Genomic DNA, 19,615 nt, shown 5'->3' on the forward strand with positions numbered 1-19,615 from the left:
CAGCCCCCGCCCGGCGGGTCGGGTCAGCCGCGGGGCAGGCCGGAGGTGCGCCACCCGCCGGAGGCGACTGGCCGACCGCTGCGCGCCCAGGCGGACGTGGCGGTCGGCGCGGGAGCGGCGGCGGGGTGGGAGCGGGTGATGATCGCTCCGACCAGGGCGGCCAACTCCTCCGCGGTGGGCACGCCGCGAACGACCCGGAACAGCGGCTCTTCGGCAGACATGACGCCAGGGTACGCGGCGCGAAGTTACGCGAAGCGCACAGTGGCGTGCCGGCGGTGTGAGCGTCAGCCGGTCCGGGTACCGTCTCAGCGATGTCGAACGCGCTTCCCCAACTCGTCGCTGACCGATACCGGCTCCTGTCGCCGCTCGGCCAAGGCGGCATGGGCCGGGTGTGGAAGGCACGCGACGAGGTGCTGCACCGGGACGTCGCCATCAAGGAGTTGGTGCCGCCGCCAGGTCTCACCGACGAGGAGCGCCGCGAGATGCGCGAGCGTTCGCTGCGGGAGGCGCGGGCCATCGCCCGGCTCAACCACGCCAACGTCGTCCGCATCTTCGACGTGCTGCGCACCGACGGCGATCCGTGGATCGTCATGGAGTACGTGGCGTCGAAGTCGTTGCAGGACACTCTCGCCGAGGATGGCCCCGTCTCGGTGGCCCGCACTGTGGAGATCGGCCTCGGCGTGCTGGGTGCGCTGAGTGCCGCGCACAAGGCGGGCGTGATGCACCGCGACGTCAAGCCCGGCAACGTGTTGCTGGGCGAGGACGGCCGGGTGGTGCTGACCGATTTCGGTCTCGCCACGATCCCCGGTGACCCCAACGTGACCCGCACCGGCATGGTGCTCGGCTCACCCGCGTACATCTCGCCGGAGCGTGCCCGGGACGGCACCGCCGGCCCGGAGGCCGACCTGTGGTCGTTGGGCGCGACGCTCTACGCGGCCGTCGAGGGCAAGTCGCCGTACGCGCGGCCGTCGGCGATCGGCACCCTGGCCGCGCTGGCGACCGAGCCGATTCCGCCGCCGAAGAACGCCGGTCCGCTCAAGGCTGTGCTGAACGGGCTGCTGCGGAAGGATCCGAACGAGCGGATCACCGCCGAGGTGGCGGAACGTCTGCTGCGCCGCGCCGGTGGCAAGCGGGCGCGCGGGATCTCGCTGCTTGATGGCGTACGCCGGCCGGGGCCGAACGGCCCGCGCGAGCCGCGCCCGCCGCACGTCCCCGCGCCGCGACCGGCCGAGAGTGTCGACCGGCCGGTGTCGCCGCCGGCCTCCGCTACCTCCGCAGCCGCCACGACCTCCGCCGTCGATGCCACGCCGACGGCAGTCGTTCCCTCCGGCGCGCACGGCGACCCGACCGCGCCGGTGACTGCCGACCCGACGGCGGCGGTGCCGGCCGAGCCGACCGCGCCGATCGACCGCCCGTCCGATGCCGACCCGACCGCGAAGGTCACAGCCGACACGACCGGCGAGGGTACGACGAGCGCCGCCGACGGTACGACGAACGACGACGACCCGACGGCGGTCGACGGTCCGCCGGTGGCTCCGGAACAGCGCAGGCCGACGACGCCGACGTCGCTCATGCCGCCGATCGGTCCGGCGGGTCGCGCGTCGGTGCCGCCGTTCGACGGCACGAAGCCGAACAACACCCGACGCAACCTGCTGATCGGGGCGGTGGTCGCCCTGCTGCTGATCGGCCTCGTGGTGGTGGTGCCGATGCTCACCAAGGGCGACGACACGAGCCCGCAGACCGAGCCGACCGGGGGTGGCGGGACGTCGGCAGCGGCGCCGAGTTCCGCTGCGCCGGCGCCCACCACCGGTGCCCCCAGCGCGACGCCGTCGGCCTCGCCGTCGGTCGACCCGAACGCGTTGCCGGCGGGCTGGAAGCTGCACCGGGACCCGGCCGGCTTCACCCTGCCGATCCCCGACGACTGGGTGCGCGAAGAGGCCGGCAGCGACACTGTCGTCTTCGACGAGCCCAACGGCCCGGGTGAGTTGCTCGTGCAGTGGACGCCGAGGCCGGAGAAGGACGCCTACGCAAACTGGGTGCGGATCGAGCCGGGCCGCAAGGACATCGTGAAGAACTATCAGAAGCTCGGCATCGTGCGCTGCGACTTCTGGAAGACCTGCTCCGACTGGGAGTGGCTGGAGACCCGCGACGGCACACGAATCCATGTCCGCAACCGTGGGTTCGTGACGGCCAGTAACCGGGGCTACGCCCTGCGGTGGGAGATCGCGGAGAAGGACTGGCAGGCCAACCTGCCGAACTTCGACCGGATCGCCAAGGGTTTCGTGCCCGACCGACAGGACTGAAACTCATTCGCATGACCCTCCGTCGTCCTGGGTAATTGACAGTCGACGACGGAGGGAGGCACGACATGGGTTACCGACGGAGGGACACTCGGCCTCGGCTGGCACTGTGGATGCTCGTGGCGCTCGGCGACGCGATCCTGCTGCTGGTCACCATGGGGATTCCGGCGCTCATCGCACTGCTCGGCGTCGTGGCGGTTGCCGGCTTCGGGGTGGCTGCCTGGCGGCTGACCCGCCGGGGCGCGCTGGCCCGCGAGGAGGCCGTGGTGCCGGCGTTGAGCCGGCGGAGGGCCTGACCGGTGGTGTGGCGGCAGCCGGACCGATTGTCGACCGTGTGGTGACAGTCGATCCCGCTGCCGCCAACGACCCGGTCAGGTGTTGTTGGCAAGCGCGATCAGTCGACTGCGGTCGCCGTTCCAGTAGTTGCGGTCCACGTTGCCGCTGATTCCGGAGACGACGCCGGTGCTTGTGTACTGCCAGAAGCTCCACACCGACGCGCCGGCCGGCAGGGCGCCGGGTGCGCTGGCCCAGCGGGCCAGCCAGAGCGGGTGGTTCGCCCACGGGCCGGTCCAACTGCCGGTGCACTGGTTCCACCAGCTCGTGGTGGTGTAGATGACGGCGTACCGGCCGGTGCGCGACCGGTAGGTGTTCAGGAAGTCCTGCACCCAGTTGCGCATCCCGGTGGTGCTCAGGCCGTAGCAGTAGCCGCCGCTGTAGGGGTTGGCCTCGATGTCCAGCGCCGCCGGCAGGGTGCGGCTGTCCGCGGACCAGGCGCCGCCGTTGGAGGCCAGGTAGTTGGCCTGGGTCGAGCCGGCGGAGATGTTGGGCCGGGCGAAGTGGTACGCCCCGCGGATCACCCCGGCGTTGTACGAGTTGACGTAGTTGGCGTTGAAGTTCGGGTCCTTGTAGGTGGTGCCCTCGGTCGCCTTGATGAAGGCGAACTGGATCCCCGCGTTGCGGACGCTTGTCCAGTTGATGGTGCCCTGGTAGCGGGACACGTCGATGCCGGGTGTGGTGGCGGCAGCCGCCGGTCCGGCGGTCGCGACCAGGGCCGCCGCCGCGGTGGCGAGGACGGTGAGGCCGGCCGCGAGCGCGCGGCGCAGCGATGACGAGGTACGGGCCATGAGTGCCTCCAAGGACGTCGCTCTATCGACAACCATCTTTGGAGTTAAGTGCCCTAGATCACAAGGGCGGCTGAAAAAAGCTTCATCGACGGGCATGTGTCGCCCCGATTGCGAGGGTCGAACGGATCAGCCCAGCGTGGCCGGGTCGAGCTGCCAGCGGAACGGCTCGACGACGCTCAGCGTCTCGCCGGCCTTGGCCACCTGGTCCTCGACGTAGTGCTCGCCGTCGAGCCGGTAGAGCCGCAGCGAGTGACCGTCGCCGTCCTGCTCGACCAGCAGATACCAGGGGATTCGCGCGATGGCGTAGAGCTGCATCTTGACCAGCCGGTCGGCGGCGGCGTTGCCGGGCGAGACGATTTCGCCGACGAGCACCACCCGGTCGGGGTCGAGGAAGGTGCCGTCGTCATCAACATCGGTCACAACGAGGTCCGGAATGACGACTCGATCGATGCCGAGCCGGACGTTGATCGCTTCGAAGACCGACAGCCCGAGGAGGTCTGCCGCTGCTTCGATGCTGTTCGCCAGCCGGCGCGACACCCGCTGGTGCCGTCGGCTCGGGGCAGGGCTCACCAGAAGGCTCCCGTCGAGCAGTTCGATCCGGTCAGGCGTTTCGCCCAAGGCGAAGTAGTCGGCCTCGGTCCACAGGCCGATGTGCGGCTCCAGGGGCGCTGCGCTCACCCGCGTTCACCTCCCGCTCGACTCGCCACCCGATCAGTTTCCCAGGATACGAGGCGGTGCTCCGGGAGCGACACGGAACGCCGCCGGTAGGCTCGCGCCCCATGATGTCGATCGACGGACTGGGCGAGACGTGGGACACGCTGTTCGGCGCGCAGCCGGACCCGCCCCCGCTGCTGGTGCTGATCACCGCTGCCGTCGCGCTGGTGGTGGTGTCCACCCGGCTGCCGTGGCGGGTCGCCCGCAACGCCGTCACCATCGCGCACGAGGGCGGGCACGCCCTTGTCGCCCTGCTCACCGGCCGCAAGCTGCGCGGCATCCGGCTGCACTCGGACACGTCGGGGCTGACGCTCTCCGCCGGCCGTCCCACCGGGCCCGGCATGATCCTCACCCTGCTCGCCGGATACGTCGCCCCGCCGCTGGTCGGGCTGGCCGGTGCCTGGCTGCTCGGCGGCAACCGGATCACCCTGCTGCTCTGGGTGGCGGTGGCGCTGCTGCTGGCCATGCTCGTCATGATCCGCAACGCCTTCGGCGTGGTATCGCTGCTGGTCACCGGCGCACTGGTGTTCGCCGTCTCGTGGTACGCCACGCCCCAGGTCCAGGCCGCGTTCGCGTACGCCGGGGTGTGGTTCCTGCTGCTCGGCGGGCTGCGGCCGGTGGTGGAGCTGCAACGGCTGCGGTCGCGGGGCCGGATGCCCGCCTCCGACGCCGACCAACTCGCCGGGCTCACCCCGTTCCCGCCGCTCTTCTGGGTGGCCGTCTTCGCCGTGGTGAACCTGGCCGCCCTGGTAGCCGGCGCCCTCCTGCTGACCGGCCCGATCCTCACCGACGCCGGCCTGACGCTCTAACCCGCCTCAACCCCGCCTCCGCCCGGGTCGATCAAGGAGTTGTGGTGGGCCGCGAAAGCCGCGATACCCCCGCATCCAGGCACCACAACTCCATGATCGACGGCGGGAAACGCGCGGCGGGCAGAATGGGGCGATGCGATACGTGATCATCGGGGCGGGTGCGGTCGGCGGGACCATCGGCGTACGGCTGGCCCAGGCCGACCGGGACGTGACAGTGGTGGCCCGTGGCGCCCACCTGGCCGCGATCCGGGCGCGCGGGTTGACCCTGCGGCAGCCCGACGGGGAGGTCACCGCCCGGCTCGACGCCGTGGACGGGCCGGGTGAGCAGCCGCTGCCGGCGGACACGGTGCTGATCCTCACCGTCAAGTCGCAGGACACCGCCGGCGCGCTGGCCGCCTGGGTGGACGCGCCGGTGGTCGGTGGCGGTACGGCGGGCGAGCGGCTGCCGCTGGTGACCGCCCAGAACGGGGTGGCGAACGAGCGGGCCGCACTGCGGCTCTTCGTCGACGTGCACCCGGTCTGCGTCTGGTTGCCGGCCACCCACCTGGACCCGGGCGTGGTGGTGGCCAACGGCTACCCGCACCCGGGGATGCTCCACATCGGGCGGTACCCCGCGGGTGTCGACGACACCGACCGGGCGATCGCCGCCGATCTGAGCGCCGCCGGGTTCGCCGCACCGGTCCGCGAGGACGTGCTGCGCTGGAAGTACGGCAAGCTGCTCAGCAACCTCGGCAACGGCCTACAGGCGCTGCTCGGTCAGGACATCCCGGACGCGTTGGTCGAGCGGGTACGCGCCGAGGGTGTGGCCGCGCTCGCCGCCGCCGGCATCACGCACACCTCGCCGCAGGAGGAGAAGGCCGAACGCGGTGACCTGGTGCGGCAGCGCCCGGTCGACGGCGAGGCTCGCTCCGGTGGCTCCACCTGGCAGAGCCTGGCCCGGGGCACCGGCTCGACCGAGGTCGACCACCTCAACGGCGAGATCGCGCTGCTCGGCCGGCTGCACGGCGTGCACACACCGGTAAACGTGGCAGTGCAGCGGGCCGTTCGCCGGGCGGTCCGGGAGCGGGTCGCGGCCGGTGCGTTCCCGCTCGCCGAACTGGAGAAGATGATTCCCTGATCCCGGCAACCGACCACCCGACCCGGCGCGTGTTCACTGCGACCGACACGGGGAGGTGGACGGGTGCCGGACATCGACGGGTTCGACGAGTTCTACCGGGGGAGCCGACAACGGCTGCTCGGGTTCGTCTACGCCCTGACCGGCGACCGGATCGAGGCTCAGGACGCCGTGCAGGAGGCGTACATCCGGGCGTGGCAGCGCTGGTCGACGGTCCGCGAGTACGACGACCCGGAGGCGTGGGTGCGGGTGGTGGCCAGCCGGGTCGCGGTCAGCCGTTGGCGCAGCCTACGCAGTCGTGCCCGCGCGTACCTGCGGCACGGCGCCACCGAGACAGTTCCCGGGCCGACTACCGAAACCGTCGAGGTGGTCGCCGCCCTACGCCGGCTGCCCGAGGAGCAACGCGTCGCCATCGCCCTCTACTACCTGGTCGGCATGCCGGTCGCCGACGTGGCGCGGGAAACCGCGGCCCCGGTTGGCACCGTCAAGGCCCGCCTCTCCCGTGGGCGTGCCGCGCTCGCCGGCCTGCTTGCCGTCTCTGATCTGGGGGAGACCACAGATGCGTGCTGACCCGTCGTTCGTCGAGCAGATCCGTCGGGACCTGCGGGATGTCCAGTGGCCGGCACCGGAGGAGATTCGGTCCCGGGCCCGTCGCCGCAGCCAGCGCAGGATCGTCGTGGCCACCGTCGTGCTGAGCCTCGTCGGGGCCTCGGCCGTGGCGGTCGCCGCACCGCGGCAGTCCTCGGCACCGGCTCCGCCGGCCGCCTCCCCGACCCGGCACGAGATCACCACCGACGCGCTGTTGCAGCCGAGCGACCTGCCACGGCCGGTCGACGTGCGGCTCAGCCAGTCGGGGCTGGGTGAGATGATCAGGCTGGAGGACAATCTTGGCTACTGCCGGACGAGCCAGGGGTTGTCGGAGGGCTGGCAGCCGTCGATCCTGTCCCGCTCGCAGACCTTCGTGCCCAGGCGCGCTCCGGCCATCCAGACGCGGGGCGAGGGCGAGGCCACGCAGGAGCTCTTCAGATTGGTACCCGAGGCGGCCACCCAGCTCTTCGCCGGTCTGGACGACCTGATCGCCCCGTGCGCCGAATGGCGAAGCGTCGGGCCGATGGACACGGCAGGGGTCATCAGCACGGTATCGGCCGTGCACCGGTGGGCGGTGACGCAGCGGGGTTTCGCCGGGGACGACGCCGCCATCCTGCGGGACTCGCTCACCGCCGCCCAGGACGTGAAGACCGGGCAGAAGTACGGCGACGACCCTGAGCCACTTCGGCTGGCCGTCGTCCGGGTCGGCGACCTCGTCTCGGTGCTCCGCCTCGGCTACGACGGCACCGAAGCGGAACTCGTGCGGCTGGCCGTGGCGGCGGCGGCCCGAATGTGCGTGGCCGCCAACCCGGCCTGCTGACCCGGACCGGGTCGATGATCCGCACAACTTCAGGGTTGTTGCTGCCTCGCGGGGCCCGGGGGCAGCAACTTCCCCGAAGTTGCGCGGAGCAGGAGACCGCGTGCGCCTCAGAGCGGGATGTTGCCGTGCTTCTTGGGCGGCAGGGTCTCCCGCTTGGTGCGCAGGACGCGCAGCGCCCGGACGATCTGGGTACGCGTCTCGTGCGGCGCGATCACCGAGTCGATGTAACCGCGCTCCGCCGCCACGTACGGGTTGGCCAGGGTGTCCTCGTACTCGGCGATCTTCTCCGCGCGGACCGCCGCCGGGTCGTCCGCGCCGGCCAGCTCGGAGCGGTAGAGGATGTTCACCGCGCCCTGTGCCCCCATCACCGCGATCTGGGCGGTCGGCCAGGCGAAGTTCAGGTCGGCGCCGAGGTGCTTGGAGCCCATCACGTCGTACGCGCCGCCGTACGCCTTGCGGGTGATCACGGTGACCTTGGGGACGGTGGCCTCGGCGTACGCGTAGATGAGCTTGGCGCCCCGGCGGATGATGCCGTCCCACTCCTGGCCGGTGCCGGGCAGGAAGCCGGGCACGTCCACGAAGGTCAGCACCGGGATGTTGAACGCGTCGCAGGTGCGCACGAACCGGGCGGCCTTCTCCGAGGCGGCGATGTCCAGGGTGCCGGCGAAGTGCATGGGCTGGTTGGCCACCACACCGACCGGACGCCCCTCGACCCGGCCGTAGCCGACCACGATGTTCTGCGCGTAGAGCGGCTGGACCTCCAGGAACTCCCCGTCGTCGAGGACGTGCTCGAGCACCGTGTGCATGTCGTACGGCTGGTTGGCCGAGTCCGGGATCAGCGTGTCCAGTTCCCGGTCCTCGTCACTGACCTCCACCGAGGCCGGCGTCTCGAAGACCACCGGCTCGTCGAGGTTGTTCGACGGCAGGTACGACAGCAGTGCCTTGACGTAGTCGATCGCGTCGTCCTCGTCGCTGGCGAGGTAGTGCGCGTTACCGCTGCGGGTGTTGTGCGTGCGCGCCCCGCCCAGCTCCTCCATGCCGACGTCCTCGCCGGTCACCGTCTTGATCACGTCGGGGCCGGTGATGAACATGTGCGAGGTCTGGTCGACCATCACTGTGAAGTCGGTGACCGCCGGAGAGTAGACAGCGCCGCCCGCGCAGGGCCCCATCACCAACGAGATCTGCGGGATGACGCCGGACGCCCGCACGTTGCGGAAGAAGATCTCGCCGTAGAGGCCGAGCGAGACCACGCCCTCCTGGATCCGGGCGCCGCCGGAGTCGTTGATGCCCACGACCGGGCAGCCGATCTTCATGGCCAGGTCCATCACCTTGACGATCTTCTCGCCGAAGACCTCACCGAGGGAGCCGCCGAAGACCGTGAAGTCCTGCGCGAACACGCACACCTGCCGGCCGTCGACAGTGCCGTAGCCGGTGACCACACCGTCGCCGTACGGGCGGTTGCGCTCCAGCCCGAAGGCCGTGGACCGGTGCCGGGCCAACTCGTCGAGTTCGACGAAGGAGCCCTCGTCGAGCAGCATCTCGATCCGCTCGCGGGCGGTCTTCTTGCCGCGCGCGTGCTGCTTCTCCACGGCACGGGCCGACCCGGCGTGCACCGCCTCGTCGACCCGGCGCTCCAGGTCCGCCAGCTTGCCCGCGGTGCTGTGGATGTTGGTCCCGGTCTCGGTAGTCACCCAGGGAATATAACGATGGTTCAGGTCGGCGCCGGCGTGCCGTACCCCTCAGTGTCGGCACCGCCACCGCCGTAGGCTGGCGGAATGTCGGGCTCCCCGTACACCGATCTGGACCGGCCGCCGCTGTCGGCGGCCCGGCTGCGCCGCGCGTTGGTCGCGCCGAACGGGCCGTGGGCCCGGCTGGAGCTGCGCGCCGAGACCGGCTCCACGAACGCCGACGTGGCCGAGGCCGCCCGGGCCGGCGAGCCGGAGGGCCTGGTCGTGGTCGCCGAGCGGCAGACCGCGGGCCGTGGCCGGCGCGGCCGGGTGTGGCAGTCGCCGCCGCGGGCGGGCATCGCGACGAGCGTGCTGCTGCGGCCCGGCGAGGCCGTGCCGGAGCGCGGTTGGCTGCCGGCGACGCCCACGGGGTACGGGTGGCTGCCGTTGCTGGCCGGCGTGGCGCTTGTCGAGGCGGTGGCCCGGCTGGCCGAGCTGGAGGCCACCCTGAAGTGGCCCAACGACCTGCTGATCGGCGACGCGAAGTGCGCGGGCGTGCTGGCCGAGGCGGTACCCGGGCGTGCGCCGGACCAACCGCCGGCCATTGTGCTCGGCATCGGGCTCAACGTGACGCTGCGCGCCGTGGAACTGCCGGTGAACCCGACCGGGCTGCCGGCCACCTCGTTGCAGTTGGCCGGTGCGGCGGCCACCGATCGGGACCCGCTGCTGCGGGCGCTGCTGCGCTCGGTGGCCGACTGGTACGACCGTTGGCGTTCGGCGGGCGGCGACGCGGTGGCCAGCGGCCTGCGCGACGCCTACCTGGAGGCGTGCGCGACTGTCGGCCGCGAGGTGCGCGTGCTGCTCCCCGACGGCGACTCCCTGACCGGTGAGGCCACCGGAGTGGACCCGGACGGCCAGCTGATGCTCACCACCCCCACCGGCGTCCGAACCCTGACCGCGGGCGACGTCCTCCACCTCCGCTAACACCCCCACGCCCACGCGATCTTGCAGTTTCGGTCCGTAACGGCGACCCAAACTGCAAGATCGCGGGGAACGGGGTGGGACCGCGTGGCGGATGTCGTTGTGGGGCTGGGGGGTTTACCGTCTGCGCGTCCAGAAAATCGCGTTGGAGGTTCCCGTGGCGTTTCCTGAAGACGTGCTCACCGAGGACGAGCATGTCGTGCTGCACCTGCACCCGCACTGGAAGGCGTTGATCCGGCCGATCGCGGTGCTGGTGCTGGCCATCGCCGCGGTGGTGGTGGGGCTGCTCCTGCTGCCCGAGAGCGGCGGCGGCTCGGTCGCGCTGGCCGTGATCGGCGTGATCGCCCTGGTCGGGGTGCTCTGGCTCAGCCTGTGGCCGTTCCTGGTCTGGCGTACCACGCACTACCTGTTCACCAACGAGCGTGTGCTGATCCAGCAGGGTGTCTTCTCCCGGGACCGGCGGGACCTTCCGCTCACCCGGGTCAACGACCACTCGATGAACCAGCGCTTCGTCGAGCGCCTGCTCGGCTGCGGCACGCTCACCATCGAGTCGGCCGGCGAACGCGGCCAGTCGGTGCTCGCCGACGTGCCGGGTGTCGGAAGGGTGCAGACCACCCTGTACGAGCTGGTCGAGGCACAGCACGACAAGCACTCGCTCGGCGACGGGGAGATGCGCGACATCCTCGCCGACATGCAGGACGGCAAGCCGCTGCGCGACACCACGACCTGACCCCGGGTCGACCGAGGTCGTGACCCGCCCCGGGCAGTGTCGGGGCGGGTCAGGCGTGTGGTTCGGCCCGGGGTGGACCGTTTCCGGGACGTGCGGGCCCCGGCGGGCTGGTCTCGGCCGGACCGGCGTCGGGTGGCCCACCCGCAGGCTGATCGCCTTCGGCCGCGCCCCGACCGGCTGGACCGCCTTCGGCTGCGCCCGGACTGGCGGGGCTGCCACTGGCTGGGCCGCCTCCGGCTGCGTCGTGACCGGCTGTGCCGCCTCCGGCCGGGCCGGAGGCGACTGCGCCGGCTTCGGCTCTGGCTTCGGTGGAGTCGGCCGCGACAGGGTCGGCCTCGGCGGGGTCGGCCGCGACAGGGTCGGCCTCGGCGGGGTCGGCCTCGGCTTGTCGCAGGGCGAACCAGCCCCGGAAGCGGGTGCGCAGCACCTCCTGCTCGGGCCTGTCGTCCGGGCCGAGGCGCAGCATGGTGCCGGTGAGGCTGACGGTGCCGAGCCCCGGGCGTGCCGTCGACGGTCGCGCGCCCATCACGTCGACCCGGACAGCGAGCCGGTCGCCAGCGCGCACGGGGGCGAGCCAGCGCAGCTCCTCCAGGCCGGGGGACGCGTCCGCGGCGGCCCGGGACAGCAGATGGTCGACGTACGCCCGCATGAACAGGCTGACCGTGTAGAAGCCGCTGGCGATCAGCCCGCCGTGCCGGCTGGCCCCGGCCAGGTCGGGGTCGACGTGGTACCACTGCGGATCGAAGCGGCGGGCGAAGGCGACCATCTCGTCGCCATCCACTGTCACCACGCCGAGGTCGACGGTGAGCCCCGGAACGAGATCCTCGAAGAACAGCTCGGCGGGTTGCCCGGTGCCGGAGCGGGCGTCGGGTGTCGTCACCGGCGGGGCGCGCGGCGAGTGCTGACGTGCAACTCCGCGGCGAGCTCCGCGTCCAGGTCGGCAGCGGGGCTGACGCTCAACCGGGTGGGCCGGCCCTGGGTGGGGGCGCCGGGCGGTGGGTCGGCGCGGTCCGCGGACTTCGCCTCCTCCTCCAGCTCCGACACGGTCTCGGCAAGCTCGGCGACCGGGTCCATCTCGGCCAGGGTGTCCCACTCGTCCCGCGGGATGTCGTGCCAGGTGGGTTCGGGTTTCGTCTCGCCTTCGGCTGGTACGACCGGCTGGAAGACGAAGGTCCGGTAGGACCAGAACCGGAAGAGCGTGCCCAGCAGGACGCCGGCGGTCTTGGCCACGTTCAGTGCGAGCAGGCCGTGCACGCCGAGGCCGTACTTGGCCGCCGCCACGGCACCCAGCTCGATCAGCAGGCCAACCCCGTTGAACAGGAAGAACAGGACGTACTCCCGGCGCAGCGCCGACTTCGGGCGATCCCGGTACGTCCAGTGCCGATTCATCAGATACGACGTGATCGTGGCGACGAGGGTCGCGATCACGTTCGCCTTCAATTGACCATTGACGAAAACGGTCAGTGCGAGGGCATTGAACACGGCGTAATTGATGACGGTGTTGACGCCGCCAACGATGCCGAACTTGAGCGCCTCGTGGATGAACTTCTGCCAGCGCTCAGGCAGCAGACGGACAAGACGCATGCGAAACACCTTAGGGCAGTCGGTGCGGCCGGCGATCACCGGCCGAACGGGGTGAGCGGCAGGTCACGCCCTGCGATCGGGGTCGGGTCTTACCTGCGGAACGGTCCGGGTTCCCGCTTCGACGAAGACGAACCGCCGGTACGACCAGAATCGGAACAGCGTGCCGAGGCCCGTGCCGACGACGTAGCTGGCGACGTTGTCGGCCAGGCGTGTCTCGAACACCTCGGGCCAGATGCTGCCGAGCCCGTACCGGCTGATCGCGAGGCAGGCCACCGCGATGCCGAGGCCGACGACGTTGAAGAAGAAGAACAGCGCGTACTCGCGGGCCGGGTTGCTGCGCTGCCGGTGCCGCCAGGTCCAGAACCGGTTGCCGACGAAGGCGACGGAGGCCGCGATGATGGTGGAGATCGTCTTCGCCGTCAGCTCCTCGACGCCACGCGTGCTCGTCAGATAGTTGAAGAGCGCGAAGTCGACGAGGAAGGCGGCGCCACCCACTGTGGCGAACTTGCTCATCTCGCGGACGAGGTGACCGAAACGGTCCAGCAGCCTGCCGACCAGACCCCGTGGGGTCTGCCGGGGACCCGGTTGCTCCCCGGTCATCGTGGCGGCCACGGGGCGAGCCTACCGGCTGTCGACCAGTCAGAGGGGTAGCAACGGCGAGCGGGCGTGGTCACCAGGAACAGCCGATCACCGTGTGCGGAACCGTTGTACGCAGCGTAACCAATTGGGAGGACTGACGCGCCCCGGAACGGGAATCCACGCACCGGTCGGCGGGGCAGGTCACGGCCCGACCGCAACAAGCGTCCGCCGGGGTGCACAACAAGATTTGCGTGAAACTGCGCAGGAAAGCGGGTATCAGCTCGTGATACCGCAGCGTGGCCGTAGCTTGTGCAGTTCTTCACAACCAGTCCCACTGACTCGGAAGGCTGCCCGGTTTACGCTGAGGCCAATCCCAGGTTTCCACGAAGGCGACGCATCGCGCCGCTGAGTCTCGTGCATCCCATAGATCGGTCAGCGTCGACCACAAGGAGATGTGTCATGGTTGCTCCGGCTGTAGTGCGGGGTATTGATCAGGCCCCGACGTCCCATCCGAAACTGCTCGCCTGGGTCCGTGAGGTCGCGGAACTGACCACCCCCGACCGGGTCGTCTGGGTGGACGGGTCCGACGAGGAGTGGCGCCGCCTCACCGACGAGCTGGTTGAGGCCGGCACGCTGATCCGGCTGAACCCGGAGAAGAAGCCCAACTCGTTCTACGCGCGTACCGACCCGACGGACGTCGCCCGGGTCGAGGAACGCACCTTCATCTGTTCCGTCGACGAGGCGGACGCCGGCCCCACCAACAACTGGATGGCGCCGCCGGAGATGAAGCGGACGATGACCGAGCTGTACCGCGGCTCGATGCGCGGACGCACCATGTACGTCATCCCGTTCGTCATGGGCCCGGTCGAGGCCGAGAGCCCGATGTTCGGTGTCGAGATCACCGACAGCCCCTACGTTGTCGCGTCGATGCGCATCATGACCCGGATGGGCACCCGCGTCCTGGAGGCGATGGGCGACGACGCGGACTTCGTGCACGCGTTGCACTCGATCGGCGCTCCGCTCGCCCCTGGGCAGCAGGACGTCGCCTGGCCGTGCAACGAGACCAAGTACATCTCGCACTTCCCGGAGACCCGGGAGATCTGGTCGTACGGCTCCGGTTACGGCGGCAACTCGCTGCTCGGCAAGAAGTGCTACTCGCTGCGGATCGCCAGCGTGATGGGCCGGGACGAGGGCTGGCTCGCCGAGCACATGCTGATCCTCAAGATCACCTCGCCGGAGGGCAAGGTCCACCACATCGCCGGCGCGTTCCCCTCGGCCTGCGGCAAGACCAACCTGGCCATGGTGGAGCCCACCATTCCGGGCTGGAAGGTCGAGACCATCGGCGACGACATCGCCTGGATGCGGTTCGGCCCGGACGGCCGCCTCTACGCGGTCAACCCGGAGTACGGCCTGTTCGGTGTCGCGCCCGGCACCGACTGGAAGACGAACGCCAACGCCATGCGCACCCTGGACCGGGGCAACTCCGTCTTCACCAACGTGGGCCTCACCGACGACGGTGACGTCTGGTGGGAGGGCATGGGCGAGCCGCCGGCGCACCTGATCGACTGGAAGGGCAACGACTGGACGCCGGAGAGCGAGGGCCTGTCCTCGCACGCGAACAGCCGGTTCTGCACCCCGATCACCCAGTGCCCGATCCTCGCCGACGAGTACTTCGACCCCAACGGGGTGCCGATCGACGCCATCCTCTTCGGTGGCCGTCGTAAGGACACCATCCCGTTGGTGACCGAGGCCCGTGACTGGGTGCACGGCGTCTACATGGGTGCCACGCTCTCCTCGGAGACCACCGCTGCCGCGTCCGGCGCCGTCGGTGTGGTCCGCCGGGACCCGATGGCGATGCTGCCGTTCATCGGCTACCACGCGGGCGACTACTTCCGGCACTGGATCGAGATGGGCAAGGGCACCGACGGCGACGAGGCCAAGCTGCCGAAGATCTACTACGTCAACTGGTTCCGCAAGGACCCGGACGGCGCGTTCCTCTGGCCGGGCTTCGGGGAGAACTCCCGGGTGCTCAAGTGGGTCGTCGAGCGGATCGAGGGCACTGCCGACGCGGTGGAGACCCCGGTGGGCATGGTGCCGACGCCCGAGTCGCTGGACGTCGAGGGCCTGGACATGACCCCGGAGGACGTCCGGATCGCGCTCAAGGTCGACCCGGACGAGTGGCGCAACGAGCTGCCGATGATCACCGAGTGGTTCGAGAAGTTCGGTGACAAACTGCCCGGCGTGCTCTGGGCCGAGTTGGACGCGCTGCGCGCCCGCCTGGACGCCGCGCAACCGCAGCGGTAGGTGTGAACGAGACCCTTCGCGGGCAACACCGGATTCCATGACGACGGCCGCCGAGACCGAGGTCCGGCGGCCGTCCGCCGTCCGGGTGCTGACCTTCCTGCTCGCGACGACGGCGGCGGCCACCGTCGTGGTCGAGCTGCTCAATTGGTGGTACGCCCCGGAGCAGGGCTTCGGGTTGGCCGTGCGGACCGGCTGGGCGATGCTGCGCTCGTTCGGTTTCCTGCTGCTGATCGGGCATGTCCGCCGGGGCCGCACCGTGGCTCGCCCGTTCGGGCTGATCCTCGCGGTCACCACGATCTTCGCCGTCGGCCGGTTGATCGTGCCCCGGCAGGGGGTGCCGCCGCTGCCCGGCCTGCTCGGCTTCGCCGTGCTCACCGCGCTCTGTGTGGCGGTGGTCTGGCTGCTGTACCGCTCGTCGGCGCTGGCCGGGCATCTCGTCCGGCACCGGCCACGACTGGTCCTCGACCGGGCCGGCCTGTCCTGGCGGGAAACCCCGCCACGGCGGCCGGAGGCCAGTGCCTGGCTGCTGACCAGCCGGGTGGCGGCGTTCACCTACAGCCCGCTGATGCTGGTGCCGGCACTGGTGGCCGGTGGCGCCATCCTGGACGGTCGGCTGTCCGCGCTGCCGGCCGTACTGTTCTGGTTCGGTGCCGGCATCGCGGCCAGCTACGCGGTGCTGTTCTGCACCGCGTTCCTGATGCGCGGCAAGGACTGGGCACGGGGCCTGCTGGTCGGCGTCACAGTGGTCGTGCTCGCCGTGGACCTGCCGCTGTGCTGGTGGCTGCTGGGTGTGGACGGCCTGGTCCGCGACGGCGCACCCCTGCTCGCCGCCGCCGCACTGGCCCTGTACGGCCTGCGCCGAGCAACCCAACCCACAGACAACCCCACCCCACCCTGACCCCGAGCCGACCCACCCCACCTCACCCCACCGTCGGTACCGGCGGCTCTGCCGGGGGCGTTCGCGCCTTCGTAGCGTGCTGGGTATGGGCGACATCGCCGTACGTCTCGCGGGACTCACCACCTCATTCGGATCCGTGCGGGGCATCGTCGCGGCGTGGGCATACCGGCGCGCGGCAGTACGCGGTTGACCGGCACTAGCGTGTCCGTTGTGCCTGGTGCCAGCGAGATGACACGTCCCGTCGACCGCAGGCTGCGGCGTCGTGGGCTCATGCTGATGGCAGCCCACACCCTGTGGCTGTGGTTGCTGCTCCCACCGGCTGCCACTGTCGCGCGGGGGGAGGTGCACCCCGTGCCGGTGGCCATGGTCGGGCTGGCCGTCTTCGCGTTGCTCTACCTCGCGCTGGTGGCGGTGCCGGTGGCCGCACTGGTCGTGCGGCCGGCCGTGCACCACGCCGGGCTGGCACTGCTGGCGCTGCTCGGGGTTGCGCTCGCCGCCGCGTACGGCGACGCCGCGACCGGATGGCTGGCCCTGCTGATCTACGTGTGCTCCGCGGGCACCGTGGGACTGCTCCGGGTGAGCTGGGCCTTCACCTGGGTCGGCGGCAGTGTCGCGGCCGTGCTGGTGATCGGGGCGGCGCGACGCCTGCCCGCCGACGGCACCACCCAGATCGCACTGATCACGCTGCTCGCCGGTGCCATGACGCTGGCGTTCGCTCGGGTGGCCCGCCTGGTTGACGAGTTGCGCAGCACCCAGCGCGAGCTGGCCCGTTCGGTGGTGGAACGGGAACGGCTCCGGTTCGCCAAGGATCTGCACGACCTGCTCGGCCACACGCTGTCGGTGGTTGTGGTGAAGGCGGAGGTGGTCCGTCGGCTCGCCCCGACGGATCCACTCCGGGCGGCGGCGGAGGCGGCCGACATCGAGCGGATCGGACGCACCGCCCTCACCGAGGTGCGGGAGGCGGTCACGGGCTACCGCGAGCACAGCTTCGCCCGGGAGTTGGACAACGCCCGGAGCGTCCTGGCCGACGTCGGCATCACCGTCACGGTCCTTGGAACGGGGAATCTCGACGTCGACACCGACGACGCGTTCGGTTGGGTCCTCCGGGAGGGGGTGACGAACGTGCTGCGACACAGCGGGGCGTCGCGTTGCGACATCGAGGTCGACACCGATGCCGACGGGTCGGTGCTGACCATCCGGGACAACGGGGTGGGCGGCCGACCGCGGTTCGGAAACGGCCTGCGGGGTCTCTCCGAGCGGCTTGAGCGGACCGGCGGCACCCTGCGGGTCGATCCGGCGCACGGTGGTGGTCTGCTGCTCACCGTCCGGGTTCCCACCCGCACGGTAGCGACGGTGACCGAATGATCCGGCTGCTGCTCGCCGAGGACCAGGGCATGATGCGCGGGGCGTTGGCCCTGCTGCTGAACCTCGAACCCGACATCGAGGTGGTGGCGGAGGCCCGGACCGTCGCCGAGGCGTTGGAGGCGGCCCGGAGCAGCCGTCCGGACGTGGCGCTGCTGGACATCGAGATGCCCGACGGCAGTAGCCTGGACACCGCAGCGACGCTGCGGGAGCAGTTGCCGGACTGCCGGGTGCTGATCCTCACCACGTTCGGTCGGCCCGGCTACCTGCGTCAGGCGATGGAGGCCGGTGCGGCTGGCTTCCTGGTCAAGGACGGCCCGGTGGAGGAACTCGCGGTGGCCGTCCGACGGGTGCTGGCCGGTGAGCGGGTGATCGATCCGACACTCGCGGCGGCGGCCCTGTCGGCCGGCCCGAACCCGCTCACCGAGCGGGAGCGGCACGTGCTGGCGGCCGCCGTGGACGGTGCGACGATCGCCGACATCGCCGCCCGCCTGCACCTGTCCGAGAGCACTGTGCGCAACTACCTGTCGTCCGCCATCGGCAAGACCGGTACCCGTAACCGGATCGAGGCCGCCCTCAGCGCCAGGACCAACGGCTGGATCTGACGCCGCCGAGGTCCACGGTGCGTCGACGGGATTCCGGCCGTGCGGCGTCGCGCTGGGGTGGGCGGACGGCGGGCCGGGATTCGGGCCGTGCGGCGTCGCCCTGGGTGGGCGGTCGGCGGGCCGGGAAATTCGGGCCGTGCGGCATCGGCCGGGGCGAGCGGCCAGCGGGCAGGATGGCGGGTGGTGTCGGTCACAACGACCGACGCCGACGGCGCGGGCGGGTGGCGAACGGGCCGTGCCGCCGAGGGGGAGGGAGGCGCGCGGTGAGCGACGAGTTCGACGTGGTGGTGGTGGGAGCGGGGCCGGCCGGAGCAGCAGCCGCGTTGGCGGCGTGCCGGGCGGGCGCCAGCGTGCTGCTGCTGGACCGGGCCGACTTTCCCCGGGACAAGGCGTGTGGCGACGGGATCGCCGCGCACTCGGTGGACGTGCTCTCCGAGTTGGGGGTGCCCGAGGCGGTGGCCGGCTACGCGCCGCTGCCCGCGTTGCGCATGATCGCGCCGGGTGGCGGTGCCGTGGCTCGTGCGCTGCCCCGACCCGCGTACACAGTGCCCAGGGAGGTCTTCGACGCGCGACTCGTGGCGGCTGCCGTGGCGGCCGGCGCGCAGTTGCGCCGGCACACGGTGCGCGGGGTCGAGCCGCGCGCCGACCGGGTGGTGCTAGACGGGGAGGTGTCCGGTCGGGTGGTGGTGGGTGCCGACGGCGCCGGCTCGGTGGTGCGTCGGGCGCTCGGCCACCCGCAGAATCCCGACCGGCACCTGGCGCTGGCCATCCGGGGGTACGCCCCGGCTCTGCCCGGCCCGTCCGAGCAGCTCATCGTCACCTCGAAGGCGCGCTGGCCGGCGTACGCCTGGTCGTTTCCGATCGGCGACGGACGGGCGAACGTCGGGTACGGGGAGGTGCTGCGCGGTGAGCCGCTGAGCCGGGCGTACCTGCTGGACCGGCTGGCCGCGCTGCTGCCCGGCACCGATCTGGGGACGGTGACCGCGTTGCGCGCCCACCACCTGCCGCTGTCCACCCATCGGCCGGCACCGGGGCGTGGCCGCACGTTGCTGGCCGGGGACGCGCTGTCACTGATCAATCCGTTCACCGGCGAGGGCATCTTCTACGCGCTGCTCTCCGGTGCGCTCGCCGGTGCGGCAGCGGCCCAGGCACCCGAGGCGGCGGCCGTCCGTTACGCCCACGGGTTGCGCCGCCGTCTCGGCACCCACCTGCGGCACAGCTCGGTCGCCGCCTGGTTGGCGCGGCGTGGTCGAGTGGTGGACGCGGCGGTGCGGGCCGCCCGCCGGGACGACCGGGTGTTCTACGACGTGGTCGAGTTGGGGCTGGGTGACGGACGCCTCACCGCCCGTACGCTGGCGATGATCGGCATCGGTCTGCCCGGCGGGGATGGGGCTCCGAGGCGGTGATCTGGCCGAAGGGTCGCTACGCTGCTAGGT

Annotated in this window: 20 protein-coding genes; 13 read left to right on the top strand and 7 right to left on the bottom strand. The window is 71.3% G+C overall.

The features are described 5' to 3' along the window. Positions 1–23: 23 nt before the first annotated feature. Entirely contained in the window at positions 24–221 is a 198-nt protein-coding gene (locus AB0A95_RS11805; RefSeq protein WP_357555654.1) for an acyl-CoA carboxylase subunit epsilon, read from the bottom strand. A gap of 90 nt (positions 222–311) precedes the next feature. On the opposite strand from AB0A95_RS11805, the gene AB0A95_RS11810 reads away from it, so the two are divergent. Both AB0A95_RS11810 and AB0A95_RS11815 read left to right on the top strand, forming a co-directional pair. After that, positions 312–2,303 carry a protein kinase gene (locus AB0A95_RS11810; protein ID WP_357555655.1) on the top strand — a complete coding sequence of 664 codons (1,992 nt, stop codon included), beginning with the start codon at positions 312–314 and terminating at the stop codon, positions 2,301–2,303. A gap of 65 nt (positions 2,304–2,368) precedes the next feature. Next, positions 2,369–2,596, top strand: coding sequence for a hypothetical protein (locus tag AB0A95_RS11815; protein WP_357555656.1), 228 nt, complete (start codon positions 2,369–2,371; stop codon positions 2,594–2,596). 75 nt (positions 2,597–2,671) lie between these two features. Here AB0A95_RS11815 and AB0A95_RS11820 read toward each other — a convergent pair whose 3' ends face one another. Beyond that, complete coding sequence (locus AB0A95_RS11820) at positions 2,672–3,424, bottom strand: GH25 family lysozyme (RefSeq protein ID WP_204946130.1); 753 nt, start codon at positions 3,422–3,424, stop codon at positions 2,672–2,674. Between the two features lie 126 nt (positions 3,425–3,550). Beyond that, positions 3,551–4,102 (bottom strand): Uma2 family endonuclease, encoded by a 552-nt coding sequence (locus AB0A95_RS11825; RefSeq protein WP_357555657.1) that lies wholly within the window; start codon positions 4,100–4,102, stop codon positions 3,551–3,553. Between the two features lie 101 nt (positions 4,103–4,203). Here AB0A95_RS11825 and AB0A95_RS11830 point away from each other — a divergent pair, with 101 nt between their 5' ends. From AB0A95_RS11830 to AB0A95_RS11845, 4 genes are all read left to right on the top strand, one after another. After that, complete coding sequence (locus AB0A95_RS11830) at positions 4,204–4,947, top strand: M50 family metallopeptidase (RefSeq protein ID WP_357555658.1); 744 nt, start codon at positions 4,204–4,206, stop codon at positions 4,945–4,947. Positions 4,948–5,080: 133 nt separating this feature from the next. Next, on the top strand, positions 5,081–6,064 hold the full coding sequence (locus AB0A95_RS11835) for a 2-dehydropantoate 2-reductase N-terminal domain-containing protein (protein ID WP_357555659.1): 984 nt from the start codon (positions 5,081–5,083) through the stop codon (positions 6,062–6,064). A 63-nt stretch (positions 6,065–6,127) separates the two neighbouring features. Further along, the gene (locus AB0A95_RS11840; RefSeq protein ID WP_357555660.1) at positions 6,128–6,631 is read left to right on the top strand and encodes a sigma-70 family RNA polymerase sigma factor; all 504 of its coding nucleotides are present in this window, start codon (positions 6,128–6,130) and stop codon (positions 6,629–6,631) included. Continuing rightward, positions 6,621–7,469: a hypothetical protein gene (locus tag AB0A95_RS11845; protein ID WP_357555661.1), complete on the top strand. Its 849-nt coding sequence runs from the start codon at positions 6,621–6,623 to the stop codon at positions 7,467–7,469. Before AB0A95_RS11840 ends, AB0A95_RS11845 begins: the two co-directional genes overlap by 11 nt. A 107-nt stretch (positions 7,470–7,576) precedes the next feature. On the opposite strand, the gene AB0A95_RS11850 is transcribed toward AB0A95_RS11845, so the two are convergent. After that, positions 7,577–9,160, bottom strand: coding sequence for an acyl-CoA carboxylase subunit beta (locus AB0A95_RS11850; protein ID WP_357555662.1), 1,584 nt, complete (start codon positions 9,158–9,160; stop codon positions 7,577–7,579). Positions 9,161–9,244: 84 nt separating this feature from the next. Between AB0A95_RS11850 and AB0A95_RS11855 the strand changes: the two genes are divergently transcribed. Together AB0A95_RS11855 and AB0A95_RS11860 are read left to right on the top strand one after the other, a co-directional pair. After that, positions 9,245–10,120 (top strand): biotin--[acetyl-CoA-carboxylase] ligase, encoded by an 876-nt coding sequence (locus AB0A95_RS11855; RefSeq protein WP_357555663.1) that lies wholly within the window; start codon positions 9,245–9,247, stop codon positions 10,118–10,120. Between the two features lie 154 nt (positions 10,121–10,274). Beyond that, on the top strand, positions 10,275–10,847 hold the full coding sequence (locus AB0A95_RS11860) for a PH domain-containing protein (RefSeq protein ID WP_357555664.1): 573 nt from the start codon (positions 10,275–10,277) through the stop codon (positions 10,845–10,847). A 49-nt stretch (positions 10,848–10,896) separates the two neighbouring features. On the opposite strand, the gene AB0A95_RS11865 is transcribed toward AB0A95_RS11860, so the two are convergent. From AB0A95_RS11865 to AB0A95_RS11875, 3 genes are all read right to left on the bottom strand, one after another. Next, positions 10,897–11,727 (bottom strand): MaoC/PaaZ C-terminal domain-containing protein, encoded by an 831-nt coding sequence (locus tag AB0A95_RS11865; RefSeq protein WP_357555665.1) that lies wholly within the window; start codon positions 11,725–11,727, stop codon positions 10,897–10,899. Then, positions 11,724–12,431: a GtrA family protein gene (locus tag AB0A95_RS11870; protein WP_357555666.1), complete on the bottom strand. Its 708-nt coding sequence runs from the start codon at positions 12,429–12,431 to the stop codon at positions 11,724–11,726. The genes AB0A95_RS11865 and AB0A95_RS11870 overlap by 4 nt, the downstream gene beginning before the upstream one ends. 63 nt (positions 12,432–12,494) lie before the next feature. Beyond that, the gene (locus AB0A95_RS11875; RefSeq protein WP_357555749.1) at positions 12,495–13,031 is read right to left on the bottom strand and encodes a GtrA family protein; all 537 of its coding nucleotides are present in this window, start codon (positions 13,029–13,031) and stop codon (positions 12,495–12,497) included. Between the two features lie 438 nt (positions 13,032–13,469). Between AB0A95_RS11875 and AB0A95_RS11880 the strand changes: the two genes are divergently transcribed. From AB0A95_RS11880 to AB0A95_RS11900, 5 genes are all read left to right on the top strand, one after another. Next, on the top strand, positions 13,470–15,314 hold the full coding sequence (locus AB0A95_RS11880) for a phosphoenolpyruvate carboxykinase (GTP) (RefSeq protein WP_357555667.1): 1,845 nt from the start codon (positions 13,470–13,472) through the stop codon (positions 15,312–15,314). A 37-nt stretch (positions 15,315–15,351) separates the two neighbouring features. Beyond that, positions 15,352–16,212: a hypothetical protein gene (locus AB0A95_RS11885; RefSeq protein WP_357555668.1), complete on the top strand. Its 861-nt coding sequence runs from the start codon at positions 15,352–15,354 to the stop codon at positions 16,210–16,212. A 276-nt stretch (positions 16,213–16,488) separates the two neighbouring features. Beyond that, positions 16,489–17,577 (top strand): histidine kinase, encoded by a 1,089-nt coding sequence (locus AB0A95_RS11890; RefSeq protein ID WP_357555669.1) that lies wholly within the window; start codon positions 16,489–16,491, stop codon positions 17,575–17,577. Further along, a complete protein-coding gene (locus AB0A95_RS11895) occupies positions 17,574–18,179 on the top strand; it encodes a response regulator transcription factor (RefSeq protein WP_357555670.1) in 606 nt (201 codons plus the stop codon). The genes AB0A95_RS11890 and AB0A95_RS11895 overlap by 4 nt, the downstream gene beginning before the upstream one ends. A gap of 263 nt (positions 18,180–18,442) precedes the next feature. Next, the gene (locus AB0A95_RS11900) at positions 18,443–19,585 is read left to right on the top strand and encodes a geranylgeranyl reductase family protein (protein ID WP_357555671.1); all 1,143 of its coding nucleotides are present in this window, start codon (positions 18,443–18,445) and stop codon (positions 19,583–19,585) included. The last annotated feature ends 30 nt before the right edge of the window (positions 19,586–19,615 follow it).

Source organism: Micromonospora sp. NPDC049230 (genome assembly GCF_040647875.1).
Lineage (GTDB): Bacteria > Actinomycetota > Actinomycetes > Mycobacteriales > Micromonosporaceae > Micromonospora.

Coding starts and splice junctions, on each gene's coding strand:
- AB0A95_RS11895 (WP_357555670.1), top strand. CDS start 17,574: ATGATCCGGCTGCTGCTCGCCGAGGACCAGGGCATGATGCGCGGGGCG.
- AB0A95_RS11830 (WP_357555658.1), top strand. CDS start 4,204: ATGATGTCGATCGACGGACTGGGCGAGACGTGGGACACGCTGTTCGGC.
- AB0A95_RS11805 (WP_357555654.1), bottom strand. CDS start 221: ATGTCTGCCGAAGAGCCGCTGTTCCGGGTCGTTCGCGGCGTGCCCACC.
- AB0A95_RS11815 (WP_357555656.1), top strand. CDS start 2,369: ATGGGTTACCGACGGAGGGACACTCGGCCTCGGCTGGCACTGTGGATG.
- AB0A95_RS11870 (WP_357555666.1), bottom strand. CDS start 12,431: ATGCGTCTTGTCCGTCTGCTGCCTGAGCGCTGGCAGAAGTTCATCCAC.
- AB0A95_RS11855 (WP_357555663.1), top strand. CDS start 9,245: ATGTCGGGCTCCCCGTACACCGATCTGGACCGGCCGCCGCTGTCGGCG.
- AB0A95_RS11845 (WP_357555661.1), top strand. CDS start 6,621: ATGCGTGCTGACCCGTCGTTCGTCGAGCAGATCCGTCGGGACCTGCGG.
- AB0A95_RS11880 (WP_357555667.1), top strand. CDS start 13,470: ATGGTTGCTCCGGCTGTAGTGCGGGGTATTGATCAGGCCCCGACGTCC.
- AB0A95_RS11820 (WP_204946130.1), bottom strand. CDS start 3,424: ATGGCCCGTACCTCGTCATCGCTGCGCCGCGCGCTCGCGGCCGGCCTC.
- AB0A95_RS11835 (WP_357555659.1), top strand. CDS start 5,081: ATGCGATACGTGATCATCGGGGCGGGTGCGGTCGGCGGGACCATCGGC.
- AB0A95_RS11885 (WP_357555668.1), top strand. CDS start 15,352: ATGACGACGGCCGCCGAGACCGAGGTCCGGCGGCCGTCCGCCGTCCGG.
- AB0A95_RS11810 (WP_357555655.1), top strand. CDS start 312: ATGTCGAACGCGCTTCCCCAACTCGTCGCTGACCGATACCGGCTCCTG.
- AB0A95_RS11890 (WP_357555669.1), top strand. CDS start 16,489: ATGGCAGCCCACACCCTGTGGCTGTGGTTGCTGCTCCCACCGGCTGCC.
- AB0A95_RS11875 (WP_357555749.1), bottom strand. CDS start 13,031: ATGACCGGGGAGCAACCGGGTCCCCGGCAGACCCCACGGGGTCTGGTC.